Source organism: Streptomyces sp. TS71-3 (assembly GCF_018327685.1).
In the GTDB taxonomy this organism is placed as follows: domain Bacteria; phylum Actinomycetota; class Actinomycetes; order Streptomycetales; family Streptomycetaceae; genus Streptomyces.
Genome location: NZ_BNEL01000003.1, coordinates 1,889,285 through 1,912,621 on the forward strand (window position 1 = coordinate 1,889,285; position 23,337 = coordinate 1,912,621).

General features: G+C 74.9%; 17 protein-coding genes. 11 read left to right on the forward strand and 6 right to left on the reverse strand.

From position 1 onward, the window contains the following. Positions 1-3: 3 nt before the first annotated feature. Positions 4-546, forward strand: coding sequence for a methylated-DNA--[protein]-cysteine S-methyltransferase (locus Sm713_RS32175; protein WP_212914990.1), 543 nt, complete (start codon positions 4-6; stop codon positions 544-546). Positions 547-601: 55 nt separating this feature from the next. Here the strand turns inward: Sm713_RS32175 and Sm713_RS32180 are convergent, their stop codons facing one another. Then, entirely contained in the window at positions 602-1,081 is a 480-nt protein-coding gene (locus tag Sm713_RS32180; protein WP_212913490.1) for a DUF456 domain-containing protein, read from the reverse strand. Positions 1,082-1,587: 506 nt separating this feature from the next. Between Sm713_RS32180 and Sm713_RS32185 the strand changes: the two genes are divergently transcribed. The 3 genes from Sm713_RS32185 (at position 1,588) to Sm713_RS32195 (ending at position 6,636) form a co-directional block, all read left to right on the forward strand. Continuing rightward, the gene (locus Sm713_RS32185; RefSeq protein ID WP_249416829.1) at positions 1,588-3,918 is read left to right on the forward strand and encodes a protein phosphatase 2C domain-containing protein; all 2,331 of its coding nucleotides are present in this window, start codon (positions 1,588-1,590) and stop codon (positions 3,916-3,918) included. Positions 3,919-4,020: 102 nt separating this feature from the next. Beyond that, complete coding sequence (locus tag Sm713_RS32190) at positions 4,021-5,763, forward strand: pyruvate dehydrogenase (RefSeq protein WP_212913491.1); 1,743 nt, start codon at positions 4,021-4,023, stop codon at positions 5,761-5,763. Between the two features lie 438 nt (positions 5,764-6,201). Next, the gene (locus tag Sm713_RS32195; RefSeq protein WP_374196099.1) at positions 6,202-6,636 is read left to right on the forward strand and encodes an ATP-binding protein; all 435 of its coding nucleotides are present in this window, start codon (positions 6,202-6,204) and stop codon (positions 6,634-6,636) included. A gap of 335 nt (positions 6,637-6,971) precedes the next feature. Here the strand turns inward: Sm713_RS32195 and Sm713_RS32200 are convergent, their stop codons facing one another. Next, a complete protein-coding gene (locus Sm713_RS32200; RefSeq protein WP_212913493.1) occupies positions 6,972-8,024 on the reverse strand; it encodes a DUF2637 domain-containing protein in 1,053 nt (350 codons plus the stop codon). A gap of 246 nt (positions 8,025-8,270) precedes the next feature. Then, the gene (locus tag Sm713_RS32205) at positions 8,271-9,161 is read right to left on the reverse strand and encodes a (2Fe-2S)-binding protein (protein WP_212913494.1); all 891 of its coding nucleotides are present in this window, start codon (positions 9,159-9,161) and stop codon (positions 8,271-8,273) included. Positions 9,162-9,413: 252 nt separating this feature from the next. On the opposite strand from Sm713_RS32205, the gene Sm713_RS32210 reads away from it, so the two are divergent. Beyond that, positions 9,414-10,310, forward strand: coding sequence for a GntR family transcriptional regulator (locus tag Sm713_RS32210; protein WP_249416830.1), 897 nt, complete (start codon positions 9,414-9,416; stop codon positions 10,308-10,310). Positions 10,311-10,960: 650 nt separating this feature from the next. On the opposite strand, the gene Sm713_RS32215 is transcribed toward Sm713_RS32210, so the two are convergent. Together Sm713_RS32215 and Sm713_RS32220 are read right to left on the reverse strand one after the other, a co-directional pair. Next, a complete protein-coding gene (locus Sm713_RS32215) occupies positions 10,961-11,737 on the reverse strand; it encodes a hypothetical protein (RefSeq protein WP_212913495.1) in 777 nt (258 codons plus the stop codon). A 157-nt stretch (positions 11,738-11,894) separates the two neighbouring features. Then, positions 11,895-13,601 (reverse strand): PucR family transcriptional regulator ligand-binding domain-containing protein, encoded by a 1,707-nt coding sequence (locus Sm713_RS32220; RefSeq protein WP_212913496.1) that lies wholly within the window; start codon positions 13,599-13,601, stop codon positions 11,895-11,897. 390 nt (positions 13,602-13,991) lie between these two features. On the opposite strand from Sm713_RS32220, the gene Sm713_RS32225 reads away from it, so the two are divergent. The 6 genes from Sm713_RS32225 (at position 13,992) to Sm713_RS32250 (ending at position 22,578) form a co-directional block, all read left to right on the forward strand. Then, positions 13,992-14,888 carry a xanthine dehydrogenase family protein subunit M gene (locus Sm713_RS32225; protein ID WP_212913497.1) on the forward strand — a complete coding sequence of 299 codons (897 nt, stop codon included), beginning with the start codon at positions 13,992-13,994 and terminating at the stop codon, positions 14,886-14,888. Next, on the forward strand, positions 14,888-15,451 hold the full coding sequence (locus tag Sm713_RS32230) for a (2Fe-2S)-binding protein (protein WP_212913498.1): 564 nt from the start codon (positions 14,888-14,890) through the stop codon (positions 15,449-15,451). Before Sm713_RS32225 ends, Sm713_RS32230 begins: the two co-directional genes overlap by 1 nt. Positions 15,452-15,522: 71 nt before the next feature. Then, positions 15,523-17,940 carry a xanthine dehydrogenase family protein molybdopterin-binding subunit gene (locus Sm713_RS32235; protein ID WP_212914993.1) on the forward strand — a complete coding sequence of 806 codons (2,418 nt, stop codon included), beginning with the start codon at positions 15,523-15,525 and terminating at the stop codon, positions 17,938-17,940. A gap of 165 nt (positions 17,941-18,105) precedes the next feature. Beyond that, positions 18,106-19,551 carry an NCS2 family permease gene (locus tag Sm713_RS32240; protein WP_212913499.1) on the forward strand — a complete coding sequence of 482 codons (1,446 nt, stop codon included), beginning with the start codon at positions 18,106-18,108 and terminating at the stop codon, positions 19,549-19,551. A gap of 169 nt (positions 19,552-19,720) precedes the next feature. After that, positions 19,721-20,950, forward strand: coding sequence for an XdhC family protein (locus Sm713_RS32245; protein ID WP_212913500.1), 1,230 nt, complete (start codon positions 19,721-19,723; stop codon positions 20,948-20,950). A gap of 470 nt (positions 20,951-21,420) precedes the next feature. Continuing rightward, positions 21,421-22,578, forward strand: a complete 1,158-nt coding sequence (locus tag Sm713_RS32250; protein ID WP_212913501.1) for a glycoside hydrolase family 6 protein — start codon at positions 21,421-21,423, stop codon at positions 22,576-22,578. 100 nt (positions 22,579-22,678) lie between these two features. Here the strand turns inward: Sm713_RS32250 and Sm713_RS32255 are convergent, their stop codons facing one another. Then, positions 22,679-23,173 (reverse strand): SRPBCC family protein, encoded by a 495-nt coding sequence (locus Sm713_RS32255; RefSeq protein ID WP_212913502.1) that lies wholly within the window; start codon positions 23,171-23,173, stop codon positions 22,679-22,681. Between the last annotated feature and the right edge of the window lie 164 nt (positions 23,174-23,337).

Sequence of the window (23,337 nt, forward strand, 5' to 3'; positions counted from 1 at the left end):
GAGATGACCGAGATGAGCGAGATGGCCGAGACGACCTGCTACACGACCGTCGCCAGCCCCCTGGGCGACCTGCTGCTGACCGCGGACGCCTCGGGCGCCCTGACCTCGCTCTCCGTGCCGGGGCAGACCGTGCGGGGGCGGCCGAAGCCCGACGCGGTGGCGGCCGGGGTGCTCGGGCGGCCCGCGACGGAGCCGTTCCGCCAGGCCAGGGAGCAGCTGGCCGCGTACTTCGCGGGTGAGCTGACGGAGTTCCGGCTCCCGCTGAGCAGTGTGGGCACGGCCTTCCGGGAGAAGGTGTGGGCCGCGCTCGACTCCGTGCCCTACGGCACGACCACCACCTACGGGAGCCTCGCGGCCCGGATCGGCGCCTCGCGCGCGGCGATGCGGGCGGTGGGGGGCGCGGTGGGGGCCAACCCGCTGCTGATCGTGCGCCCCTGCCATCGGGTGATCGGGGCCGACGGCTCGCTCACCGGCTATGCGGGCGGCCTCGACCGCAAGCGGCACCTCCTCGCGCTGGAGCACAGCCTGCCGCCGATCCCCGCCTGACGGTCGCCGGCGCGCGGGAGCGTGAGCCGCCGACGACGGTCACGCCGACACCGGCTCACGCCGACACCGCCCCCAGCCACGCCGCCATGATCAGCAGGCCGGCGAAGAACTCGGTGAAGAGGCGCCAGCCGCCCGACCGCAGCACCGTCCTGGTCGCCGTCATCGCCTCGCCGTGCCTGCCGAGGCGGGCCCGCTCGGCCAGGTAGATGCCGGCGACGAAGCCGGGCAGCGCCCCCACCACGGGAACCACGCAGAACCCGATGAGCGCGCCGAGCCCGCCGCGCATCGCCAGCCGCTGAGTGAGCACGCCCTGTCTTCGGCGGCGCGGCGGAAGCTGCAGGCGCACCGCCTGGGCCACGAGCAGGACGAGGGTGGCACCGGCGAGCACCAGCAACGCGAGCGTCCTGCGGTCCTGGAACGCCCACCAGAGCGTCGCGGCCCACACCAACCACGACCCCGGCACACCGGGCGTCAGTACGCCGCCGAGGCCGAGCAGCATGACGACCCCGACCAGCAGGAGCTCCCACACTCCCATTGCTCCAGAGTGCAGGAGACGGCGCCGGGCCGCAGACCGGGCGACCCGTACGGGGAGCCGCCCGCGGAACCGCGGAGGGGTCGCACGCCGGCGGCACGCGCGGACGACGTAACGTAGCGATGGGTTCCGTTTCGCCGCGCCAAGGACGGAAAACTATCGAGAAAGGTCTTGAATGGCGCATGCTGCCGTGCCCGAGGTTGCGGATCGCGTGGACGCACCCAGTCCCCCTCGACGACAATGCTTCAGCACAGGACGCTTGGGCCGGCCGGGTCACTCGTACGGTGGAAACTGGCGGATGCATACGGTGACGCCGCCGCCCAGACCGTGATCCGGGTCTGCCGTGCGCGGCAGGTCGCGGACCCGGGTCACACCGGCGACCGCCGGGCGGCTCTCCCGTGGGGGGTGGGGTCGCCCGGCGGTCTTCTTCTCGCGCGACACGCGCCACGCCGCGGGTTTTTCCCCTCCGTTTCGTTTTAGCGCCGTCCGTGCGGTGGACAATGAACGTCATGAGTCAGCAGGGGGAGAGGCGTCCGGACCGCGAAGACGACTGGTGGGGCGAGCTGTACGAAGACGCCGAGGACACGGGCCCCGCCCGCACCGGCGACACCCTCGACGACCGCTTCGCCTCCGCGTACACCACCGTGAGGGAACCGACCCCGTCCTCCGAGCGGGATCCGGGGACCGCCACCGAGCCGGACGAGCCGGACGGAAGGCGCCAGCCGGACACCGGCCAGGACGACCCGCACATCCCGCCCACTCCGCGCATCCCGCCGACCCCGCACAGTCCGGACGAACCGCATCATCTGCCCGAGCCGCCGCGGGTTCCCGAACCTCCGGAGCTGCCCGAACCGCCCTCCGTGGAGGCGTCCCTGCCCCCCGGCCCCTCGCCCACCACAGGCGAGGGAGGCTTCGGGCTGGTCGACGACCCCGCCGTACCGTTCGAGGCACCGCCCTACGAGCCACCCGCCTACGAACCACCGCCGTTCGAGCCCCCCGAGTACGAGCCGCCGGCCTACGACCCGACCACGACCGAGGCCTCGGCGGCCGTCTCCCCGCCCCCGCCTCCCGGTGAGGACCCGTCTGTCCGGGACACTTCCGTCCCGGACACCTCAGTGCCGGACACCTCGGTCCCGGACATCCCGGACCCTGCTGACACCCTCTGGGAGCCGCCCGCGAAGACCTGGGAGCCACCGCGTCCACGGCCCGCCTCGCCCCCGCAGCGTCCGCCCACCTCGGACCTCGGCAGGCCCTCCGGCGGGGACCCCTGGGGCTCGCCCGCCCCCACCGCCGAGCCGCCCGCTCCGTCCGCCCCCGCCATGGACTGGTGGCAGAGGCCCACGCCGACGACGGGCCGGCCGGCGGCGGAGCCCGGCGGGCCGCACCAGGACGCCGCACCCCCTGAGCGCCCTGCGCCCGCACCTCCTGAGCGCCCTGCGCCCGCACCCGCCGAGCGCCCCGCTCCCGCGTCCCCTGAACCTCCCTCGTCCCCTGAACCTCCTGCGCCCGCCCCCGCGGAGCGCCGTCCGCCCGCCTTCGCCGAGTTTCCCGCGCCGGCCCCCGCTGCCGGCACATCGGGCGGCCCGGAGACGGACACGGTTCCCGACGGCGGAGCGGCGTCCGGTGGCGCGCGCGTGCCACGCCCCGTGCGGCACGTGGGCGACCGGCCGCCCACCTACGACGCCGAACCCACGGCGCTGCCGCCCGCGAACCCCGAGGACCTGAGCGACCTGGTCCCCGACACCGTGCTGGACGGCGCCCGGTACGGCTCCTGCACGCTGCGGGCGGCTTCGGTGCGCGGCGACTCGGCGCGGTACCGGGGCGAGCCGCGCCGCGACTCCCTGCTCACCGCGCGCTTCGGCACCGGGCGGCAGGCGCTGGTGCTGGTGGCGATGGCCACCGGCGCCCGGGCCGGCGCGGACGCTCACCGGCTCGCCGCCGAGGCCTGCCAGGAGATCGGCAGGTTCGTCGGGCGCCACCACACCAGCCTCGCGGAGGACATGGGCGCGGGGCGCCGCGGGGCCCTCAAGGCCGGCCTGCAACGGCTGACCGACCGGAGCCTCGGCAAACTGCGGGCCCGCGCCGTGGAACTGGGCGCCGGAGCCGAGGAGTACACCCCGGACCTGCGCTGCCTGCTGCTGCCGGCCGACCCGCACTGCCGCACGCGCGTCTTCTTCGGGGTGGGTCCCGGCGGCCTCTTCCGGATCCGCGGCGGCGCGTGGCAGGACATCGAGCCGTACCCACCGCAGGGCCCGCGCCCCGCGCACGACCCGTACGCCTCGCACGGCTCGCATGAGCCGTACGCAGCGCGCGACCCGCGGGATCCGGGCACCGTGCACGACCCGCGCGCCTCGCAGGAACCGGAGGATCCGGACGATCCGTACTGGGAGTACTACCCCGATGCCCCGCGGGATCCGCGCGATCCCGGCCTTCCGGGCGGCCGGGAGCCTGGACGGGGTTCGGGGCAGGTGTCCGGGCAGGCTCCGTACGGCGGCGGGCCGGACCCGCGGTCCGAGCCCGCGGAGCCCTCGTACGGCGACCGGTTCACCATGGCCCTGGGGATCACCCCGCCCGGACGCCCGGGCGAGCAGGCTCCGCCGGAGCCGGCCCGCCCGGCCTTCCGGTTCCACGCCGCCGTCGCGGCCTCCGGCGACGTCCTGCTGATGTGCAGCGAGGGGCTCGCCGAGCCGCTCCGTGGCGAGGCCGCGCTGGCCGCGCACCTCACCCGCGGCTGGGGTCATGGCGGCCCGCCCGGCCTCACCGACTTCCTCGCGGACATCCAGGTGAGGGTGAAGGGCTATGCCGACGACCGGACGGCGGCGGCCGTGTGGGAGACGTGACACCCGCGACTGCGACGGACGCGCGACTGCGACGACCATGGACGTGAGCGGGTGCCGCCCGGCCGGGCGGCACCGACGAACCACCGAGGAGTGCCCGAAGCCATGGCCAAGCAGAACGTCGCGGAGCAGTTCGTCGACATCCTCGTCCGCGCCGGAGTCCAACGCCTCTACGGAGTCGTCGGCGACAGCCTGAACCCCGTCGTGGACGCGGTCCGCAGGCACTCCGGCATCGAGTGGATCCACGTCAGGCACGAGGAGACCGCCGCCTTCGCCGCGGGCGCCGAGGCCCAGGTCACCGGCCGCATGGCCGCCTGCGCCGGCTCCTGCGGACCGGGCAACCTGCACCTGATCAACGGTCTGTACGACGCGCACCGTTCGATGGCGCCGGTCCTCGCGCTGGCCTCGCAGATCCCCTCCAGCGAGATCGGGCTGAACTACTTCCAGGAGACGCATCCCGACCAGCTGTTCCGCGAGTGCAGCCACTACAGCGAGCTGATCTCCAACCGCCGCCAGATGCCGAGGCTGCTCCAGACGGCGATCCAGCACGCGGTCGGCCAGTCCGGCGTGAGCGTGGTCTCGCTGCCCGGTGACATCGCGGACGAGCCCGCTCAGGAGCAGGCCGCCGAGCACGCCCTCGTCACCTCGCGCCCCACCGTGCGCCCCGGTGACGAGGAGATCGAGAAGCTGGCCGCCATGATCGACGAGGCGGACCGCGTCACGCTGTTCTGCGGCAGCGGCACGGCCGGCGCGCACGCCGAGGTCATGGAGTTCGCCGAGAAGATCAAGTCACCGGTGGGGCACGCCCTGCGGGGCAAGGAGTTCATCCAGTACGACAACCCCTTCGACGTCGGGATGAGCGGTCTGCTCGGCTACGGCGCCGCCTACGAGGCCACCCATGAGTGCGATCTGCTGATCCTGCTGGGCACCGACTTCCCGTACAACGCCTTCCTGCCCGACGACGTCCGGATCGTGCAGGTGGACGTGCGCCCGGAGCATCTGGGCCGGCGCACCAAGCTCGACCTGGCGGTGTGGGGCGACGTCCGCGAGACGCTGCGCTGCCTCACCCCGAAGGTCTCGCCGAAGACGGACCGCAGGTTCCTCGACAAGATGCTGAAGAAGCACGCCGACGCCCTGGAGGGCGTCGTGAAGGCGTACACGCGCAAGGTGGAGCGGCACGTTCCCATCCACCCCGAATACGTGGCGTCCGTCCTGGACGAGCTGGCCGCCGACGACGCGGTCTTCACGGTCGACACCGGCATGTGCAACGTGTGGGCGGCCCGCTACCTCACGCCGAACGGCAAGCGCCGCATCATCGGCTCCTTCTCGCACGGCTCCATGGCGAACGCGCTGCCGCAGGCCATCGGCGCGCAGTTCACCGACCGGCACCGGCAGGTGGTGGCGATGTCGGGCGACGGCGGTTTCTCCATGCTGATGGGCGACTTCCTCACCCTGGTCCAGTACGAGCTTCCCGTGAAGATTGTGCTGTTCAACAATTCCTCGCTCGGCATGGTCGAACTGGAAATGCTGGTCGCCGGCCTTCCCGCGCACGGCACGACCAACCACAATCCGGACTTCGCCGCGGTGGCCCGGGCCTGCGGCGCGTACGGGGTGCGCGTGGAGAAGCCGAAACAGCTCCAAGGGGCGCTCAAGGACGCGTTCGCGCACAAGGGCCCTGCCCTCGTGGACGTGGTCACCGACCCGAATGCGCTCTCCATTCCGCCGCGGATCAGCGCGGACATGGTGACGGGTTTCGCGCTTTCGGCATCGAAGATGGTTCTGGACGGCGGTGTCGGCCGGATGGTCCAGATGGCCCGCTCCAACCTGCGGAACGTGCCGAGGCCCTGACCGTAGCCGTAGCCGTAGCCGTAGCCGTAGCCGTAGCCGTAGCCGGTGTCGGCGTCGGAATGGGCGCCGACTCGGACAGCGGAATCGGCGAGGCATCCGATTCGGGACTCGCGAAATCCACCGGATCTCGCGCCGGCCTCGCGATCCGGGCGGATTTCTTTCAGGCACCTGAACGGTTTAGGCCGGAAATTCATCGGCCTCCGAAGACGGTTCCGGGCGGCTCGGGCAGGCACGCCCGGACCGCCCGGAAGCCGTTTGTGACGGCCTTCCAGGGCCTTCGCCACCGCAGCGCCGCGGTGCGTATTCACGGTCCGGCCGTGAGCCCGGCGACGACGCCATACGTGTGGCATGAAAGGACACGAGTGCGGCCCATCGCAGGGGGCATGCATCTCGTGTACCTGTTCGAGGGGGATCTCAGGGGGAAGGACCGGTAACAACGTGTTGACGGGGGACAGGCCAAGGCAGGCACGGAAAGATGGAAGGGCAGGCCAGCAGACGCACATCACCCGCAGGGTCGGCCACGCGGATCTCCAAGCGGTTCCGGAGACGCGGCATGCGCTGCGACTCCTGCTGGAGCACTGGGGGGAGCCGGGCAGGGCGGAGACGGCGGAGTTGCTCGCGACGGAGCTGATCACCAACGCGTTGGTGCACACCAACGACGAGGCCGTGCTGACCGCCACGGTCGAGGTGCACATCCTCCGCGTGGAGGTCAGGGACTGCGTGGACCGCGTCCCGAAGCCCAGGGTCTCCGGCGAGGAGGGCACGGGCGGCCGGGGCCTGCTCCTCGTCCAGTCCCTGGCCGACGCCTGGGGGGTCTGTCCGAACGGCACGGGGAAGGTCGTCTGGTTCGAACTGGCGGCGGCGACGCCGTAAGGGACGGGGCGAAGCCCCGGAGGTGGCGGGGTGAAGCCCCGGAAGGGACGGGGCTGAGCCTGAAAGGGGCGCGGGGAACTGCGCGCCCAGCCACGACGAGACCGTCAGATCGCCGCGATCCCAAGGGGGCACTCTCTGCCGTTTCCGGCCACCGGCCGGTGGACACGACCTAGACGCGCAATTCCCCGCGCCTCCTTCCGCGGCGCCGCGGACATCCGCGTAGCGCCGGAAGGGGGCGCGGGGAACTGCGCAACACCCACGACGAGCCCGCACATCGGTACGACCCGGAACCGGGCCCCGGCTGAACCCGGCCGAAGGCCGGCCGGTCCGCCGGATCAACCGAACTGCTGCTCCAGATCCTTCAGCTTCTGCTCCAGCGAATCCAGCCGCGGCAGCGTCTGCGTGTCATCCTCCGCCGTGAGGTCCACGGTGACCGCGTCGATCCCACCCCGCACCGGGGAGAGCGACGGCCGGCTACGCGACGGAAGCGCCTCGGGACGGGGGGCCGACGCCGGCTCGGCGGTGCTCTCCGACGACGGAAGCGCGGGCACGGCCGGCGCGGTCTGGATGTCGACCTGGCGTCCACCACGCGTCGGCCAGCGCCGGTGGCTGCGGTTGATCGCCCGCAGGCGAGCCCGCTCCAGCTTCTCGTGGTCGCGCCGCCGCAGCCGGTTCTGCTCCTTCTGCCTGCGGTCGTCGCGCACCTCGTCCACGGCCTCGTCGAGGCTGCGCACGCCCTCCAGCAGCATCAGCGACCAGGCGCCGTACGTCTCACGGGGCGCGCGCAGCCAGCGGACGATCCGGATCTGCGGCAGCGGGCGGGGCACCAGGCCCTGCTCGCGCAGCGCGGCCCGGCGGGTCTGCTTCAGCGCGCGGTCGAAGAGCACCGCGGCGGACAGGGACATCCCGGCGAAGAACTGCGGCGCGCCCGCGTGCTCGATGCCGCGCGGCGCGTGCACCCAGTTGAACCAGGCGGCGGCACCCGCGAACGTCCACACCAGCAGTCGCGAGCCCAGGGCCGCGTCACCGTGGCTGGCCTCACGCACCGCGAGGACCGAGCAGAACATCGCCGCGCCGTCGAGCCCGAACGGCACCAGGTACTCCCAGCCGCCGGACAGCCCCAGGTTCTGCTCGCCGAAACCCACCAGACCGTGGAAGGAGAGCGCGGCGGCCACCGCCGCACAGCAGAACAGCAGCACGTACGACGCGGTGCCGTACAGCGCCTCCTTGCGGCGCCTGCGCTCCTCGCTGCGCTCCCACGAATCATCGCTGGAGCTGGTCTCCTTGGCGCGCCGCTGGTGGGCGATCACCGCGACCGCCACACCCATGCCGAGGAGCAGCACGGCGCTGGGTAGCAACCAGTCCATCGATATGTCGGTCAGTGTCATCTAGGGTCCCTTGCATCGGGTTCGGGCGTTTCGGGCGCCATAGTGGCTCAGTTCCGGTGGGATGCCGGGGGTTTCGGGGCAAGAGGACGCCGATGAGGTGCCCGCGCGGGCCGGCCACGGCGTTCGTCTCGAACTCCCGTAGGGATCATGCCAGTTGCGTTCGACCCAAGCGAACGCAGGCCTACCGCAAGGGAATCGAAGAATAGCGGATGGCCGGCGACACCGAGACCGGCCCCCCGCGGTCGCTCAGTCGCCGGCCCCGGCGCTCGCGCTCAGCCGCTCGACACGCTCGGTGTCGCAGGTGCGGGGACAGGTCACGCAGGTGTTCTGCGGGCTCAACGTGTAGTAGAGGCAGCAGCTCGCCCGGTCCCGGGTCCTGAGCGCCCGCCCGTCCGGCGCGGCCAGCTCGCGGAAGGCGGCACCCATGGAGTACGGCGCGGTGGCGCCCGGCAGCAGCTGCCCGAGTTCCCGCATCGCCCGCTGCTCCTCGCCGAGCAGGTGCCCGGCGTACCAGAGGCCCTCGACGATCTCGTCGGTGGCGCTGCCCCACAGGGCGCGCCCGCGGCGCCGCATCCGCGGCCCGAAGGCGTCGAGCAGGGGCGCGAGGTGCTCCGCCACGGCCGCGCGCAGCTCCGCGCGCAACTCCTCCTCGCCGGCCACCACCCGTGCGCCGGGCAGCGCCGCCGCGGGGTCGTCGGGAAGGCAGGCGAACGTGCCGGCGGAGCGCACCGCCATCCTGCCCTGGGAGCGGTGGAACGAGACGTCCGCCACCGGCAGCCGCGGCACCCGGCGGTGCAGGAACCACGGGACCGTGAACAGCAGGCACGCGGGCCACGCGTAGCGGTGCAGCCCGAACGTCGCCACCACGTCGGGCCGCGCCTGGCGGCCGTGGTCCCGCAGCACCTGCTCGCCGTTCCATTCGAGGTAGGCGTCGAGCGCGGCGCCGTCCGCCGCGAGCCCGTCCGCGGGGACCCAGTCGCCGTCCGCGGGGAGGGGACCTCCGGGATCCAGCTCGGTCACCCGAAAGCTCGGGAAGGCCGCGGTCAGCCGCGCGTAGGCGTCCGAGACGGGGGAGGCGGGCAGCGCGGGCGCGGCGCCGGACCCCGCGGCGCGGATGATCACGGCAGGAGCGGACATGCGGGGACCACCGAACCTCGATCGTGTGCAGGTAAGCCTTACCTTACCTGAGTTGATCGAGGTTTCCACCGGGGCCCCGGCGGCCTATCGTGCTCACGTGCCGGGCACCTCGCCCGCCGCGGTACAAGCCGCGCAAAGGCACGCACGCCTGGGGGAACGGGCGGAACCCAGCGGAACCCGACGGGAACCGGTGGATCTGCCGGCAGAACCGGTGGAACCCGCGGCCGCGGGAACGGGCAGAAGGAGCACGCAGTGGAGCAGCCCCGCACGCGGAGCGCCGGGCCGGGCACCACGGGGCCGCCCTGGGACCAGGGCGGCGCATCCGCGGGGGCGCACCCGCCGGCGCCGGGACTGCACGTGGCGGACGGCCTCCCCGAAGCCGGTCCACGGGGGCCGGGCGACCCGGCCGGTTCGCAGGCCGTCGCAGGCCGCTCCGACGTCCCCGGCCAGCGCGGGGCGGACGCCGGCGAGGCGCCGGCGGACGCGCCGGCGCCGGTGCGGCCGGGTGGGGAGCGCCCGCAGATACAGCGCTGCTCCGTGCGCGGGCAGGTCCTCGACGCGTTGCGCACCGCCCTGGTGGACGGCGACCTGGAGCCCGGCGAGGTCTACTCGGCGCCCGCGCTCGCCGAGCGGTTCGGGGTGTCGGCCACGCCGGTGCGGGAGGCCATGCAGCAGCTCGCGGGCGAGGGGGCCGTCGAAGTGGTGCCGAACCGCGGCTTTCGCGTGGTGCGCCGCGGCGATCGGGAGCTGGCCGAGCTGGCGGAGGTCAGATCCCTGATCGAGGTGCCGGTCATCCTGCGCCTGGCCCGTACCGTGTCCGCCGGGTGCTGGACGGAGCTGCGCCCGCTCGCCGAGGCGACGGCCGCCGCGGCCGCAGCCGGGGACCTGGTGGCCTACGCGGTGACCGACCGCGCGTTCCACCGGGGCGTGCTGGACCTGTCCGGCAACCAGGAACTGGTACGCACCGCCGACGACCTGCACCGGCGCGCCCAGTGGCCCCCACCGGGCGGCCCGCCCGGCCGCCGCCGCGCCCGCCTGCTGGCCGCCGCGGCGGAGCACACGGCGCTCCTCGACGCGTTGGTCGCCCACGACCTGCCGGTGGTCGAGTCCCTCGTACGGGGCCACTACGGCGGCACGATGGGCGCCTGAGGCGAGCGCCCCGAAGGGGCGCCTGCCGCCGGTTTTGCAACGGCTCGGGTACGCCGTGGTTGCTCGCGCAGTTCCCCGCGCCCCTCGTCTGGGCGCTTCGCGCCCCCAGAGGGGACTGCCGGTGGGTGGTGACGGCTCGGGTGCGTCGTGGTTGCTCGCGCAGTTCCCCGCGCCCCTTGTCCAGGCGCTTCGCGCCTCCAAAGGGGACTGCCGGTGGGTGGTGACGGCTCGGGTGCGTCGTGGTTGCTCGCGCAGTTCCCCGCGCCCCTCGTCTGGGCGCTTCGCGCCCCCAGAGGGGACTGCCGGTGGGTGGTGACGGCTCGGGTGCGTCGTGGTTGCTCGCGCAGTTCCCCGCGCCCCTCGTCTGGGCGCTTCGCGCCCCCCAGAGGGGAACCGCAGGGGTCAGCGCCCCGAAGGGGCGCGGGGCCGTATCGATGTGCGGCTCCGCCGCGTGGGCGCGAGCAACCACCCACCGACCGGTGGCCGCAGACGAGACCGCAAGGGGCTGGGTCCCTTGAAAGGGGCGCGGGGAACTGCGCGACTCACCCCCACCGGCGGGTGGTCGCAGAGGAGACCGCAAGGGGCTGGGCCAGGCGCCCCGGCGCATGCCGTGGGGGACCCCGCCGGTTCCCCGCGCCCCGTCAGGGGCGCTACGCCGCGGAAGGCGCCAACTGATCCGCCAGCCACCCGGGCACTCCGCCCAGGAGCCGCACGAGGCGGGCAGCCTCGGCCCGCAGCCGGCTCGCCTCCGGCTCGCTCTCCGCGTCCGCGAGCGCCGCCAGCGCGGGCGCCGTGCCCACGAGGTACCCCAGTTCCTCGCGGATCCGCAGCGACTCGGCGAAGCCGTGCCTGGCCTCGGCCAGCTCGCCGTCGCGCAGTGCGAGGCCGGCCAGGTGCCGCCAGGTGAAGGAGAGCAGGAGCCGGTCGTCGTGGGTCGCGGCGGCGGCGTGCGCCCTGCGGTAGGCGGCGCGCGCGGCCTGCGGGGACCCCGCGAGGTTCTCCGCGATCAGCCCGCGTCTGAAGTCGAGCACGGCCCGCTCCGGCGCCCCCGGAGGGATCAGCGCGGCGGCCCGCCCCAGCGCGGCCCGCGCCTCGTCCGCCCGGTCGCGCACTTTCAGCAGCGTGGCGGCGTACGCGAGGTGCCCCCGCTCGCACGCGGCGGCGCCCCGCTCCTCGTCGTCGTGGGCGAGCGCCTCCGCCGTCCGGAGGGCGTCCTCGGCCTCGGCCCAGCCCTGCTCGGTGTACAGGCACCGCTCGACGAGCAGGCCGACGCGCTGGAGGGCCGCCGCCGGGTCGGTGGTGGCGCGCTCTTGGAGGAGCGTGGCCGCGTCCGCCCAGCAGGCGCGGGAGCGCAGCCGCCATACCGCGGTCTGGAGTGGATCGTTCTCTGCGGTCGCTCCGATACCAGACATGGCGGTACGCGCCACGTTCCCTCCCCTAACACGCCATTGTGATGTTGAGTCGTGGCCGCATCTCAGCACGGAAGACCGGGCCCGGCCAAGAGGGCGTGAGTGAATGATTTCACAAAGTGGGCGGCGCGGTGTGATCTCCCGTCAGGGCCGCTCCGGCCAGGGACGGGGTCCCTCAGGCCATCCGCAGGGCCAGGAAGAAGTCCACCTTGTCCTCCAGGCGGGCCAGGTCACGCCCCGTCAACTGCTCGATGCGGCCGATCCGGTACCGCAGCGTGTTGACGTGCAGGTGCAGCCGCGCGGCGCACCGTGTCCAGGAGCCGTCGCAGTCGAGGAACGCCTCCAGCGTGGGGATCAGCTCGGCGCGGTGCCGCCGGTCGTAGTCCCGCAGCGGATCCAGCAGCCGCGCCGTGAATGCGCGCCGCACGTCGTCCGGCACGAACGGCAGCAGGAGCACGTGCGACGCGAGCTCCTCGTGGCCGGCTGCGCAGACCCGGCCGGTGCGCGCGGCGGCCACCCGCCGGGCGTGCCGGGCCTCCTCCAGGGCGCCGTGCAGCCCCTCCGCGGACCTGACCGCGGCGCTCACCCCGAGCGTGAGCCGGCCGTCGCCGTCGAGCCCCGCGGACAGCGGCTCGCGCACCGCGTCCTGGAGCGCGTCCGCACGCAGCTCGCCGGCCGGCCCGCCGCCCACCGAGGCCAGCGGCACCAGCGCCACCGCCTCGTCCCCGGTGTGCGCCACGGCGATCCGGTCGGACGGCTCGGTGCCGGCCGCGCGCGGATCGACGAGGATCTCCTCCAGCAGCGCCCGCGCGACCGGGCCCGTCGGCAGCGGACCGGGCGCGCCGGGCGCCGTGGCCGGCGGGTCCCACTCGACGCGCGCCACCACGAGCTGCCAGTGCGGTGCGGTGCCGAGGCCCGGCAGGAGCACCGGCGCGGCGACCCTGAGCCGTGCCGAGACCTCCGCCGCGGGCGCGCTGCCCTGCACCAGTTCCACGATCTCCTGGGCCAGCCTGCGGCGCACCGTGCGCGCCGCGTCGCGCCGGTCGCGCTCGACGGCGATGAGCTGGGTGACGCCGTGCAGCAGCTCGCCGCGCTCCGCGGGCCAGTCCCCGGCGTCGGCCTCCACCGCGAGCATCCAGTCCGACAGCACCGCCCCGCGCGGGTCGTCGGCCGCGCCGGCGCTGCCCGGGCCCGGCGGGTGCGGCCCGGAACCGCGGACGGCGAACAGCGAGTAGGTCGTGGGGCCCACCGCCACCCGGTACGGCCCCGGCCGCCCGGAGCGGGCCGCGGCCAGGTAGGCGGCGGCGAGCCTGCCGGGGACCTCGGCGGGCAGCGGCGGCCCCGGCAGCCGTGAGCCGGCCACCGGCCGCCCGGTCGGCGAGAGCACCCAGGCCCGCAGGTCGAGGTCGGTGCCGAGCAGGTCGAGCACGGCGTCCGGGCCGCCGCCCGCCGGCCCGGCCGTCATCAGCCGGCGGTGCCGGTCCACCACGGCCGCCAGGTCGCCCGTGCGCTCCGAGGAGACCTGGCGGACGATGTGCTCGGTGAGCGTGGCGAAGGCGACCGACTCGTGCACGGCGAACAGCGGCAGGCGGTGCCGGGCGCAGGCCTGCACCAGGTCCTCCGGGATGTCGCCCAGCTCGGCCTGCCCGGCCGCGAGCCCCGCGACGCCGGCCGCGGCGAGCAGCGCCGCGAACCGCTCCGAGTCCGCCGGCGCGCGCCGCCAGGCCAGGCCCGTCAGGACCAGCTCACCACCCGACAGGTAGCGGCTGGGGTCGCGCAGATCGGTGGTCATCACGCCCTTCACCACGCGGTCCAGCTCGTCCTCGCCGCCGAGCAGCCGGAGGCCCAGCGCGTCGGTCTCCAGCAGTGCGCGCAGCCGCATCCCGTCGCCCGCCGATCTGTTGTGGGGCTGGCCGGGCGGCCCTCACCCCGCCATTCATACGAATCTACAAGGTCGGCTCCCCGGACAGCCGGTTCCTTCGGACTTTCGGTGACTGACCGTGCCCGTCGCCACGCGCTGTACTGGCTTCTACGCGGCACCGGCCGAGCGCTAGGTCGTGTCCGGCGGATCTTCGTGGGCCCGCGACGCCTGGCACCGCACCTCGCTGCGTTGTCGGAGTCATCCGAGTACGCCCCGTACGAGGACGACCCTCCGCCTTGCGATGCACGGCACCAGACGCCGCAGGCTGATCCACGAAGATCCGCCGGACACGACCTAGATGCCGCCGTGCCCGATCCCGCGCCGGCCACCCGACGAGGAAGAGAGCCCCGCATGGACTTCCTTCGCCCCGCCCGCTGGGAGGACGCCCTCGCCGCCAAGGCCGAGTACCCCCAGGCCGTGCCCATCTCCGGCGGCACCGATGTGATGGTCGAGATCAACTTCGGCCACCGGCGTCCCGAACAGCTCCTGGACCTCGGCCGTATCGACGAGCTGGGCACCTGGGACGGCCACGGGCCCACGGTCCGGCTCGGTGCCGCCGTGCCCTACACGAAGATCATGGAACACCTCGGACGGCAGCTGCCGGGGCTCGCCCTCGCCTCCCACACCGTGGCCTCACCGCAGATCCGCAACCGCGGCGGCGTCGGCGGCAACCTCGGCACCGCCTCGCCCGCGGGCGACGCGCACCCGGCGCTGCTCGCCGCCGGCGCCGAGGTCGAGGCCGAGTCGGTGCGCGGCTCCCGGCTGATCCCCATCGACGACTTCTACACGGGCGTGAAGCGCAACGCGCTCGCCCCGGACGAGCTGATCAGGGCCGTGCACATCAGGAAGGCGAGCGGCCCGCAGCAGTTCTCCAAGGTGGGCACGCGCAACGCCATGGTGATCGCCGTCTGCGCGTTCGCCCTGGCCCTGCACCCCGCCGAGCGCGCCGTGCGCACCGGCGTGGGCTCCGCCGCGCCCACGCCGGTCCGGGCGAAGGACGCGGAGGCGTTCCTGACCGCGGCACTCGACGAGGAGCGCCTGTGGGACCGCGGCGGGCCCCTCCCGCCCGCGCTGGCACGGCAGTTCGCCACCCTGTGCGCCGCCGCCTGCAACCCGATCGACGACGTCCGCGGCACCGCGGACTACCGCAGGCACGCCGTCGGCGTCATGGCCCGCCGCACCCTCGCCTGGACCTGGGAGGCGTACCGCGCCACCACCGCGAACCGCTGGGAAGGAGGTGCGGCCTGATGCGCGTTCACTTCACCGTCAACGGCCGCCGGCACGAGGCCGACGACGTCTGGGAGGGCGAGAGCCTGCTGTACGTGCTGCGCGAGCGCATGGGGCTGCCCGGCTCGAAGAACGCGTGCGAGCAGGGCGAGTGCGGCTCGTGCACGGTCCGCCTCGACGGGGTGCCGGTCTGCGCGTGCCTGGTCGCCGCCGGACAGGCCGAGGGACGCGAGATCCTCACGGTCGAGGGCCTGGCCGAGCACGCCCGGCGGCGCGCCGAGCGGACCGGCCACCCGGCGGGCGGCGAACCCGGCGCGTCCGGGGGCGCCGCTCGGGCCCGAGGGCCGGCGGCGGAGCTGTCGACCGTCCAGCAGGCGTTCGTGGACGCCGGCGCCGTGCAGTGCGGCTTCTGCACCCCCGGACTGCTGGTCGCCGCCGACGAGATGCTGGAGCGCCGTCCGAACCCGTCCGACGCCGACATCCGCGAGGCGCTCTCCGGCAACCTGTGCCGCTGCACCGGCTACGAGAAGATCATGGACGCGGTCCGCCTCGCCGCGGCCCGGCAGGCCGAGGAGGACCGGTGATGACCACCTCCCAGGCGCCGGGGTCCGGCGACCGCGCCGAGCGTCCCCGCCCGTCCCGCACCAGCACCCGCATGACCCCCGCGGGGCTGCCCACCGGCCTCACCCAGGGCTCCCGCGCCAAGGGCGGCATCGGCGAGTCCACGCTCCGCCCGGACGGCGTCCTCAAGGTCACCGGGGAGTTCGCGTACTCCTCCGACATGTGGCACGAGGACATGATCTGGGGGCACATCCTGCGCTCGCCCGTCGCCCACGCCGAGATCGTCTCCGTCGACACGTCCGAGGCGCTCGCGCAGGCGGGCGTGTACGCGGTCATGACCTACGACGACCTGCCCACCGGCGTGAGGCACTACGGCCTGGAGATCCAGGACACCCCCGTCCTCGCGCACGACCGCGTCCGGCACCACGGCGAACCCGTGGCGCTGGTGGCCGCGGACCACCCCGAGACCGCGCGCCGGGCCGCCGGGAAGATCAGGGTCGAGTACCGCGAGCTGCCCGTGGTCACCGACGAGGCCTCGGCCCTGGCCCCCGGCGCACCCGTCCTCCACCCCGGCCGCACCGACGCCCACGCCCCGTACGCCGGGCACCCCAACGTCGTGCACCGCCAGCCGATCGTCCGCGGCGACGTGGCCGCGGCGGCCCTGCGCGCCGATGTCGTCGTGAGAGGCGACTACACCTTCGGCATGCAGGACCAGGCCTTCCTCGGGCCCGAGTCCGGGCTCGCGGTGCCCGGCGAGGACGGCGGCGTCGACCTGTACGTCGCCACCCAGTGGCTCCACTCCGACCTGCGGCAGATCGCCCCGGTGCTCGGCCTGCCCGAGGAGAAGGTGCGGATGACGCTGGCCGGCGTCGGCGGCGCCTTCGGCGGCCGCGAGGACCTGTCGATGCAGATCCACGCCTGCCTGCTCGCGCTGCGCACCGGCAAGCCCGTGAAGGTCGTCTACAACCGCTTCGAGTCCTTCTTCGGCCACGTCCACCGCCATCCCGCGCGGCTGCACTTCGAGCACGGCGCCACCAGGGACGGCCGGCTCACCCACATGAAGTGCCGGATCGTGCTGGACGGCGGCGCCTACGCCTCCGCGTCCCCGGCCGTCGTCGGCAACGCCTCCTCGCTCTCCGCGGGGCCGTACGTCGTCGACGCCGTCGACATCGAGGCGCTCGCCCTCTACACCAACAACCCGCCGTGCGGCGCGATGCGCGGCTTCGGCGCCGTGCAGGCCTGCTTCGCCTACGAGGCGCAGATGGACCGGCTCGCGGCGGAACTCGGCATGGACCCGGTGGAGTTCCGGCAGCGCAACGCCATGGAGCAGGGCTCGCTGATGCCCACCGGGCAGCGCGTCGACTCGCCCGCGCCGGTCGCCGAACTGCTGCGCCGGGTCAAGGCGCTGCCGATGCCGCCCGAGCGGCAGTGGGAGACCACCGAGGGCGCCGACATCCGCCAGCTGCCCGGCGGGCTCTCCAACACCACGCACGGCGAGGGCGTGGTGCGCGGCGTCGGCTATGCCGTCGGCATCAAGAACGTCGGCTACTCGGAGGGCTTCGACGACTACTCCACCGCCCGGGTGCGCATGGAGGTCATCGGCGGCGAGCCGGTCGCGACCGTCCACACCGCGATGGCGGAGGTCGGGCAGGGCGGCGTCACCGTGCACGCCCAGATCGCGCGCACCGAGCTGGGCATCTCCCGGGTGACGATCCAGCCCGCAGACACGCGCGTGGGCTCGGCGGGATCCACCTCAGCGTCCCGCCAGACGTACGTCACCGGCGGCGCCGTCCGGGCCGCCTGCCAGAAGGTGCGCGAGGAGGTCCTCCGGACGGGCCGCCGCAAGTTCGGCACCCACCACCCGGCGTGGGCCACCGCCGAACTGCTGCTGGAGGGCGGCAAGGTCGTCACCGGCGGCGGCGAGGTGCTGGCGGACCTCGCGGACGTGCTCGGCGACGACGCCGTGGAGACGGAGCAGGAGTGGCGGCACCGCCCCACCCGGCCCTTCGACCCCCGCACCGGGCAGGGCGACGGGCACGTCCAGTACTCGTTCGCCGCGCACCGCGCCGTCGTCGAGGTGGACACCGAGCTCGGCATGGTGAAGGTCGTCGAGCTGGCCTGCGCGCAGGACGTCGGCAAGGCGATGAACCCGCTCTCCGTCGTCGGCCAGATCCAGGGCGGCGGCATCCAGGGGCTCGGCATGGCGGTGATGGAGGAGATCGTCGTCGACCCGGTCACCGCGCGGGTGCGCAACCCCTCCTTCACCGACTACCTCATCCCCACCATCCTCGACACCCCGACCCTCCCGGTCGACGTCCTCGAACTCGCCGACCCGCACGCCCCGTACGGGCTGCGCGGCGCGGGCGAGGCGCCCACCCTCTCGTCCACGCCCGCCATCCTCGCCGCCGTCCGCGCCGCCACCGGACTGCCGCTCACACACGCGCCCGTCCGGCCGGAACACCTGGTCGGCGGCGCACCCGCCGGCACCCCGCAGGGGCCGCCCGGCGACTGAACGCGGCCGTGCCCCGGTGCCGGCGCCATCCGGCACCGGACGCAGCCCGCGCCCGCGCGTGAACCCCTGGGGCCGTCCCCCCGGGCCGTACCACATCCCCACCCCGTCCGGCCGCCGCAGCGCGCGCCGCCGCGGGTGGCCCTGTGAACCTCGGGAGGAGGCACGATGACCCGGCAACCGGTAGGACACCCCGCCACCACCGTCGCACCCGCGCCCAGGACGGCCGCCGGCCCCCTGGACCGCTACTTCCACATCACCGCCCGCGGCTCGACCCTCGCCAGGGAACTGCGCGGCGGCGCCACCACCTTCATGTCGATGGCCTACATCCTGCTGCTCAACCCGGTGCTCCTCGGCGGTCCGGACGCCGCCGGGCACACCCTCGGCAGAGGGGCCCTGATCACCGCGACCGCCGGCGCCGCCGCCTGCGCCACGCTCCTCATGGGCCTGGTCGGCAGGGTCCCCCTGGCACTCGCCGCGGGGCTGTCGGTGTCCGGCGTGCTCTCCGCGCAGGTCGTGCCGGAGACGACCTGGCCGCAGGCGATGGGCCTGTGCGTGATCTACGGCGGCGTGATCATGCTGCTGGTCGTCACCGGGCTCCGCGAGCGGATCATGAACGCGATCCCGCCCGCCCTGAAGCACGCCATCACCCTCGGCATCGGGCTGTTCGTGGCCCTGATCGGCTTCTTCAAGGCGGGCTTCGTCCACCAGGGCAAAGGCACCCCCCTCACCCTTGGCCCCGGGGGCGAACTCACCGGCTGGCCCGTGCTCCTCTTCGCCTGCACCCTCCTGCTGACCCTCGCCCTGACGGCCCGCCGGGTGCCCGGCGCCGTCCTCATCGGCATCGTCACGGGCACCGCCGCCGCGGGCGCGCTGAACGCCCTCGGCGTGATCGACCCGGGCCAGTGGGCGGCCGGCGCACCCGAACTGCACGGGAACGCCCTGTCGGCGCCGGACTTCGCGCTGCTCGGGCAGGTGCGGTTCGACGGGTTCGGGCAGGTCGGCGCGGTGACGGTCACGATGATCGTGTTCACCCTGGTGCTCGCCGGGTTCTTCGACGCGATGGCCACCATCATCGGCGTCGGCGCCCAGGCCGGCCTCGCGGACGACCGGGGGCGGATGCCGGGACTGTCGAAGGCGCTGCTCGTCGACGGTGCGGGCGGCGCCATCGGCGGTCTCGCGGGCGGCTCGGGACAGACCGTGTTCGTGGAGTCCGCGACGGGGGTCGCCGAGGGCGCGCGCACCGGGCTCGCCTCCGTGGTCACGGGCCTGCTCTTCGCGGCCTGCCTGTTCGTCGCGCCGCTCACCGCGATCGTCCCCCAGGAGGTCGCGTCCGCCGCCCTGGTGGTCATCGGTGCGATGATGATGACAAACGCACGGCACGTCGACTGGGCCGACCGCGGTACCTCGGTGCCGGTCTTCCTGACCCTCGTGATCATGCCCTTCACCTACTCGATCACGGCGGGGGTCGCGGCCGGGGTGATCTCGCACGTGGTGGTCAGGGCCGCCCAGGGCCGGGCCCGCGAGGTCGGCGCGCTGCTGTGGGGGCTGGCCGCGGTCTTCCTGGCCTACTACGCGCTGCACCCGCTGCAGAGCGCGCTCGGTGTGCACTGAGCACCGGGGGGCTACCCGAGGTGCGGGCCCCCGGGTCCCCCGGGGCGCACGGCCGTCCGCACACATCCGGCCACCGGGGCCCCGGCACCGGCGCACAGCACATCACCGCGCCGCCCGGCCCCGGCGGGCCCCACACCGCACACCCACCCCACCCGCACAGGAGGCGGACATGCTGGACATCGCCGAGGAACTGCACCGGTGGGTCGAGCAGGGACGCGAGTTCGCCGTGGCCACGGTCGTCGCCGTCGGCGGCAGCGCACCCCGGCAGCCGGGTGCCGCGCTCGCCGTCGAAACCGAGGGCACCGTCATCGGGTCGGTCTCCGGCGGGTGCGTGGAGGGCGCCGTCTACGAGCTCTGCCAGGAGGCACTGATCGGCGGCGGCTGTGTCGTGGAGCGGTTCGGCTACAGCGACGAGGACGCCTTCGCGGTAGGCCTCAGCTGCGGCGGCGTCATCGACGTCCTGATCACCCCGGTCCTCGCGGACTCCCCGGCGCGCGGCGCTCTCGCCGCCGCCCTGTCCACGGCGGCCGGCGGCGGCGCGACGGCCGTGGGGCGCCTCGTGGCACCGCCCGGCCTGCTCGGCCAGGCCCTGCACATCCGGCCCGACGGCTCCCATGAGGGCACCCTCGGCGCCGGCGACGCCCTGGACCGTACGGCCGCGGCCCATGCGCGCGCGATGCTCGACGCGGGCCGCACGGGGAACGTGGAACTGCGGGGCGGGGCCGGCGAGAACGCCCGGGGGGCGCAGGTGGCCTGCGTGGATCCCTCCGGCGAGCCGCTCACGCTCTTCGTGGAGTCCTCGGCGCCGCCGCCGCGCATGATCGTGTTCGGGGCGGTCGACTTCGCCGCCGCCCTGGTGCGGGTCGGTGCCTTCCTGGGGTACCGGGTCACGGTCTGCGACGCCAGGCCCGTCTTCGCGACCAGCGCGCGCTTCCCCGACGCCGACGAGGTCGTGGTCGAGTGGCCGCACCGCTACCTGGAGCGCACCGAGGTGGACGGGCGCACGGTGCTGTGCGTGCTGACGCACGAGGCCAGGTTCGATGTGCCGGTGCTGGCGCTGGCGCTGCGGCTGCCGGTCGCCTACGTCGGCGCCATGGGCTCCCGGCGCACCCACGAGGACCGGGCACGCCGGCTCGCCGAGGCCGGCGTCGGCGACCGGGAGCTGGCACGGCTGCGCTCGCCCATCGGCCTGGACCTCGGCGCCCGCACGCCTCAGGAGACGGCGGTGTCCATCGCCGCGGAGATCGTCGCCCACCGCCGCGGCGGCACCGGCGCCCCGCTCACCGGGGCGCGGACGCCCATCCACCGCGACATCGCGCGCGAGTCTTCAGCGGCGTCGGCGTCGGCGGCGTCGACGGGGCCGGGGCGGCAGGGCGGGGCGGTGCGCACGGTGCCGTGACGGCCGGGGGACGCGGCGGTGCCGGCCCCGCGTCATGGCCCTTTCATGGCGATCGGGCGCCGCTGCGACCTGCGCGATCGAGGCCGGGGCCGCATGCTGGTCTCGACGACCCTCGGTGACGTTGGAGTGACGGTATGGGACGGGTGCCGGGCTGGCCGGTGGTTCTGGGCACGGGAGCGGCGGCCGTTGCGGCCGGTGCCGTACTGACGACGGGCGCGGTCGCCACGGCGGCGCCCGCCCTGCGGCCGGCGCCGGCACGGGCGACCGCAGTGACGGCGGGCAGGCACACGGGGCCCGCACCGGCGGGCAGGCACACCGGCTCCGCGCCGGCCGCTTCTCCCGCACCCGCCTCCGCGCGCCCGCCCGCCGCGCGTCCCGCTCCTGCCGCCGGCTCTCCCCCTGCCGCGCGTCCGCCTGCCTCTGCCGCCCGTCCCGGCGCCTCTGCCGCCCGTCCGGCTGCCGCCGTCCGGGTGGGAGCCGCGGCCGGTGCCCGCGCGACCAAGGCCCCGCATGCCCGCGTAGCCAAAGGCCCGCGTGCCCGCCGCCTCTACGCCCCCGCGCCGACCTCCGGTGCGCTGCGCCAGGCCGCGGAGCTGAGGCTCGCGGGGCGGCTCGCCGAGGCGGCGGGCGTGCTGGCCATGGCACGTACCCCGCGGGCGGTGTGGCTCACCGGCGGCAGCCCGGCCGCGACCGAGCGGCGCGTGCGGGCCGTGATGCGGGCCGCGACCCGCCAGCGCGCCGTGCCCGCCCTCGTCCTCTACGACGTGCCCGGCCGCGACTGCGCGCGGTACTCGGCGGGCGGCGCCGCCGACGGAACCCGGTACCGGGCCTGGATCGACGCGGTGGCCCGCGCCCTGGGCGGCGGCCCGGCCCTGGTGGTCCTGGAGCCGGACTCGCTCGCCCTGCTGCCCAGCGAGTGCGCCGGGACCCGTGCCGCGGAGGCCGGCCCGGCGGAAGCCCGGACGGCCGCGCGCTACCGCGACCTCTCCTACGCCGTCGGGGCGCTGGCTGGACGCCACGGCACCCGGGTCTACCTGGATGCCGGCCACCCCGCCTGGCACAGCGTCAGGGACATCGTGCCGCGGCTGGTCAGGGCGGGCGCCGGCCGGGCCGCCGGCTTCTCCCTCAACGTCGCCAACTTCCAGCCCGACGAGGCCGTCACCTGGTACGGCTCCCTGGTCTCCTCCTGCCTCGGCTACGCGGCACGGGGCGGCGACCCCGCCGACTGCCCCGACCAGGGCACCCCGCACGACCGCGCCCGTGCCTGGCTGGCCGCGCACGTCCCCGCGAAGCCGTCCGCGCTGCCCCACTTCGTCGCCGACACGGGGCGCAACGGCCAGGGCCCGTGGAGCGCGTCCCGGGCGGGTTCGCCGGCCCCGGAGGACTGGTGCAATCCGCCGGGCCGGGGCCTGGGCGCACGGCCGACGCTGCGCACCGGCGACCCGTTGGAGGACGCCCGGCTCTGGATCAAGGTCCCGGGCGAGTCGGACGGCGGCTGCCTGCGGGGGACGCAGGGCCCCGCCGACCCCAGGCGCGGCACGCCGGACCCGCCCGCGGGCGCCTGGTTCTCCGAGATGGCCCTGGAACTCATCCGCGGGGCACGCCCGCCGGTGCTCGGGGGAGTGTAGGACCGCGAGGGCCTTGGAGCCCCGGGTTTTCGGGCGCGGCAGGACGCGGCCGGGGGCTGTGCGGTGTGCGGCTCACCCGTCCCGGCGGTCCCGCCAGGGCTCAGTCCCGCAGCAGCCGATCCATCGCCCGTCCGAACACCAGCCGGCACGCCGGCGCGAGCAGAGGGTCCAGGAACCGCGGCAGCGCGCGCACCCGCGCCTCCTCGCGCCAGACGACCAGGGCCCCGGCGGCGCTCGGCCGGACCTCGATCTCGGCCCGGCCCCTGATCACCTCGCCGAGCTTCTCGAGGTGGCAGAGTCCGGCGGCGCCGTCCGCGGGCGGCTGCCAGAGCGTCACCTTCATCGGGTCGTCGAACCCGAGACGCGCGGCCCCCGTCCACCGCAGCACGGCCGCCACGGGCCGGGTGCGCCCGAGCCGGGAGTGGGCGGGACCGGTACGCGCCACGAAGACGGTGCCCTCGCGCGTCGGCGCGGGTGTCATGACGACCATCCGGGTCAGCGGCACCGCGCCGCCGTGCCGCTCCCACCGGGTGACACGCCGCCAGGTCTCGGCTGGGGGATGGGGGGAGTCCCGCACCACACGGAAGAGGACCATCACGCGATGGTAGGCGCCGCAGGTGCCGGAGCGGGCGGTACGCGGCCGGCCGCGCGCCACGCACGCCACCACTGGCCCGGCGGGCCGATCGTGCCCGTGCGGCAGAGCCGCGTGACGATCCGGCGCGTCGCGCCCAAAGGGGGCCTCTCCGCCGGCGGTTCACC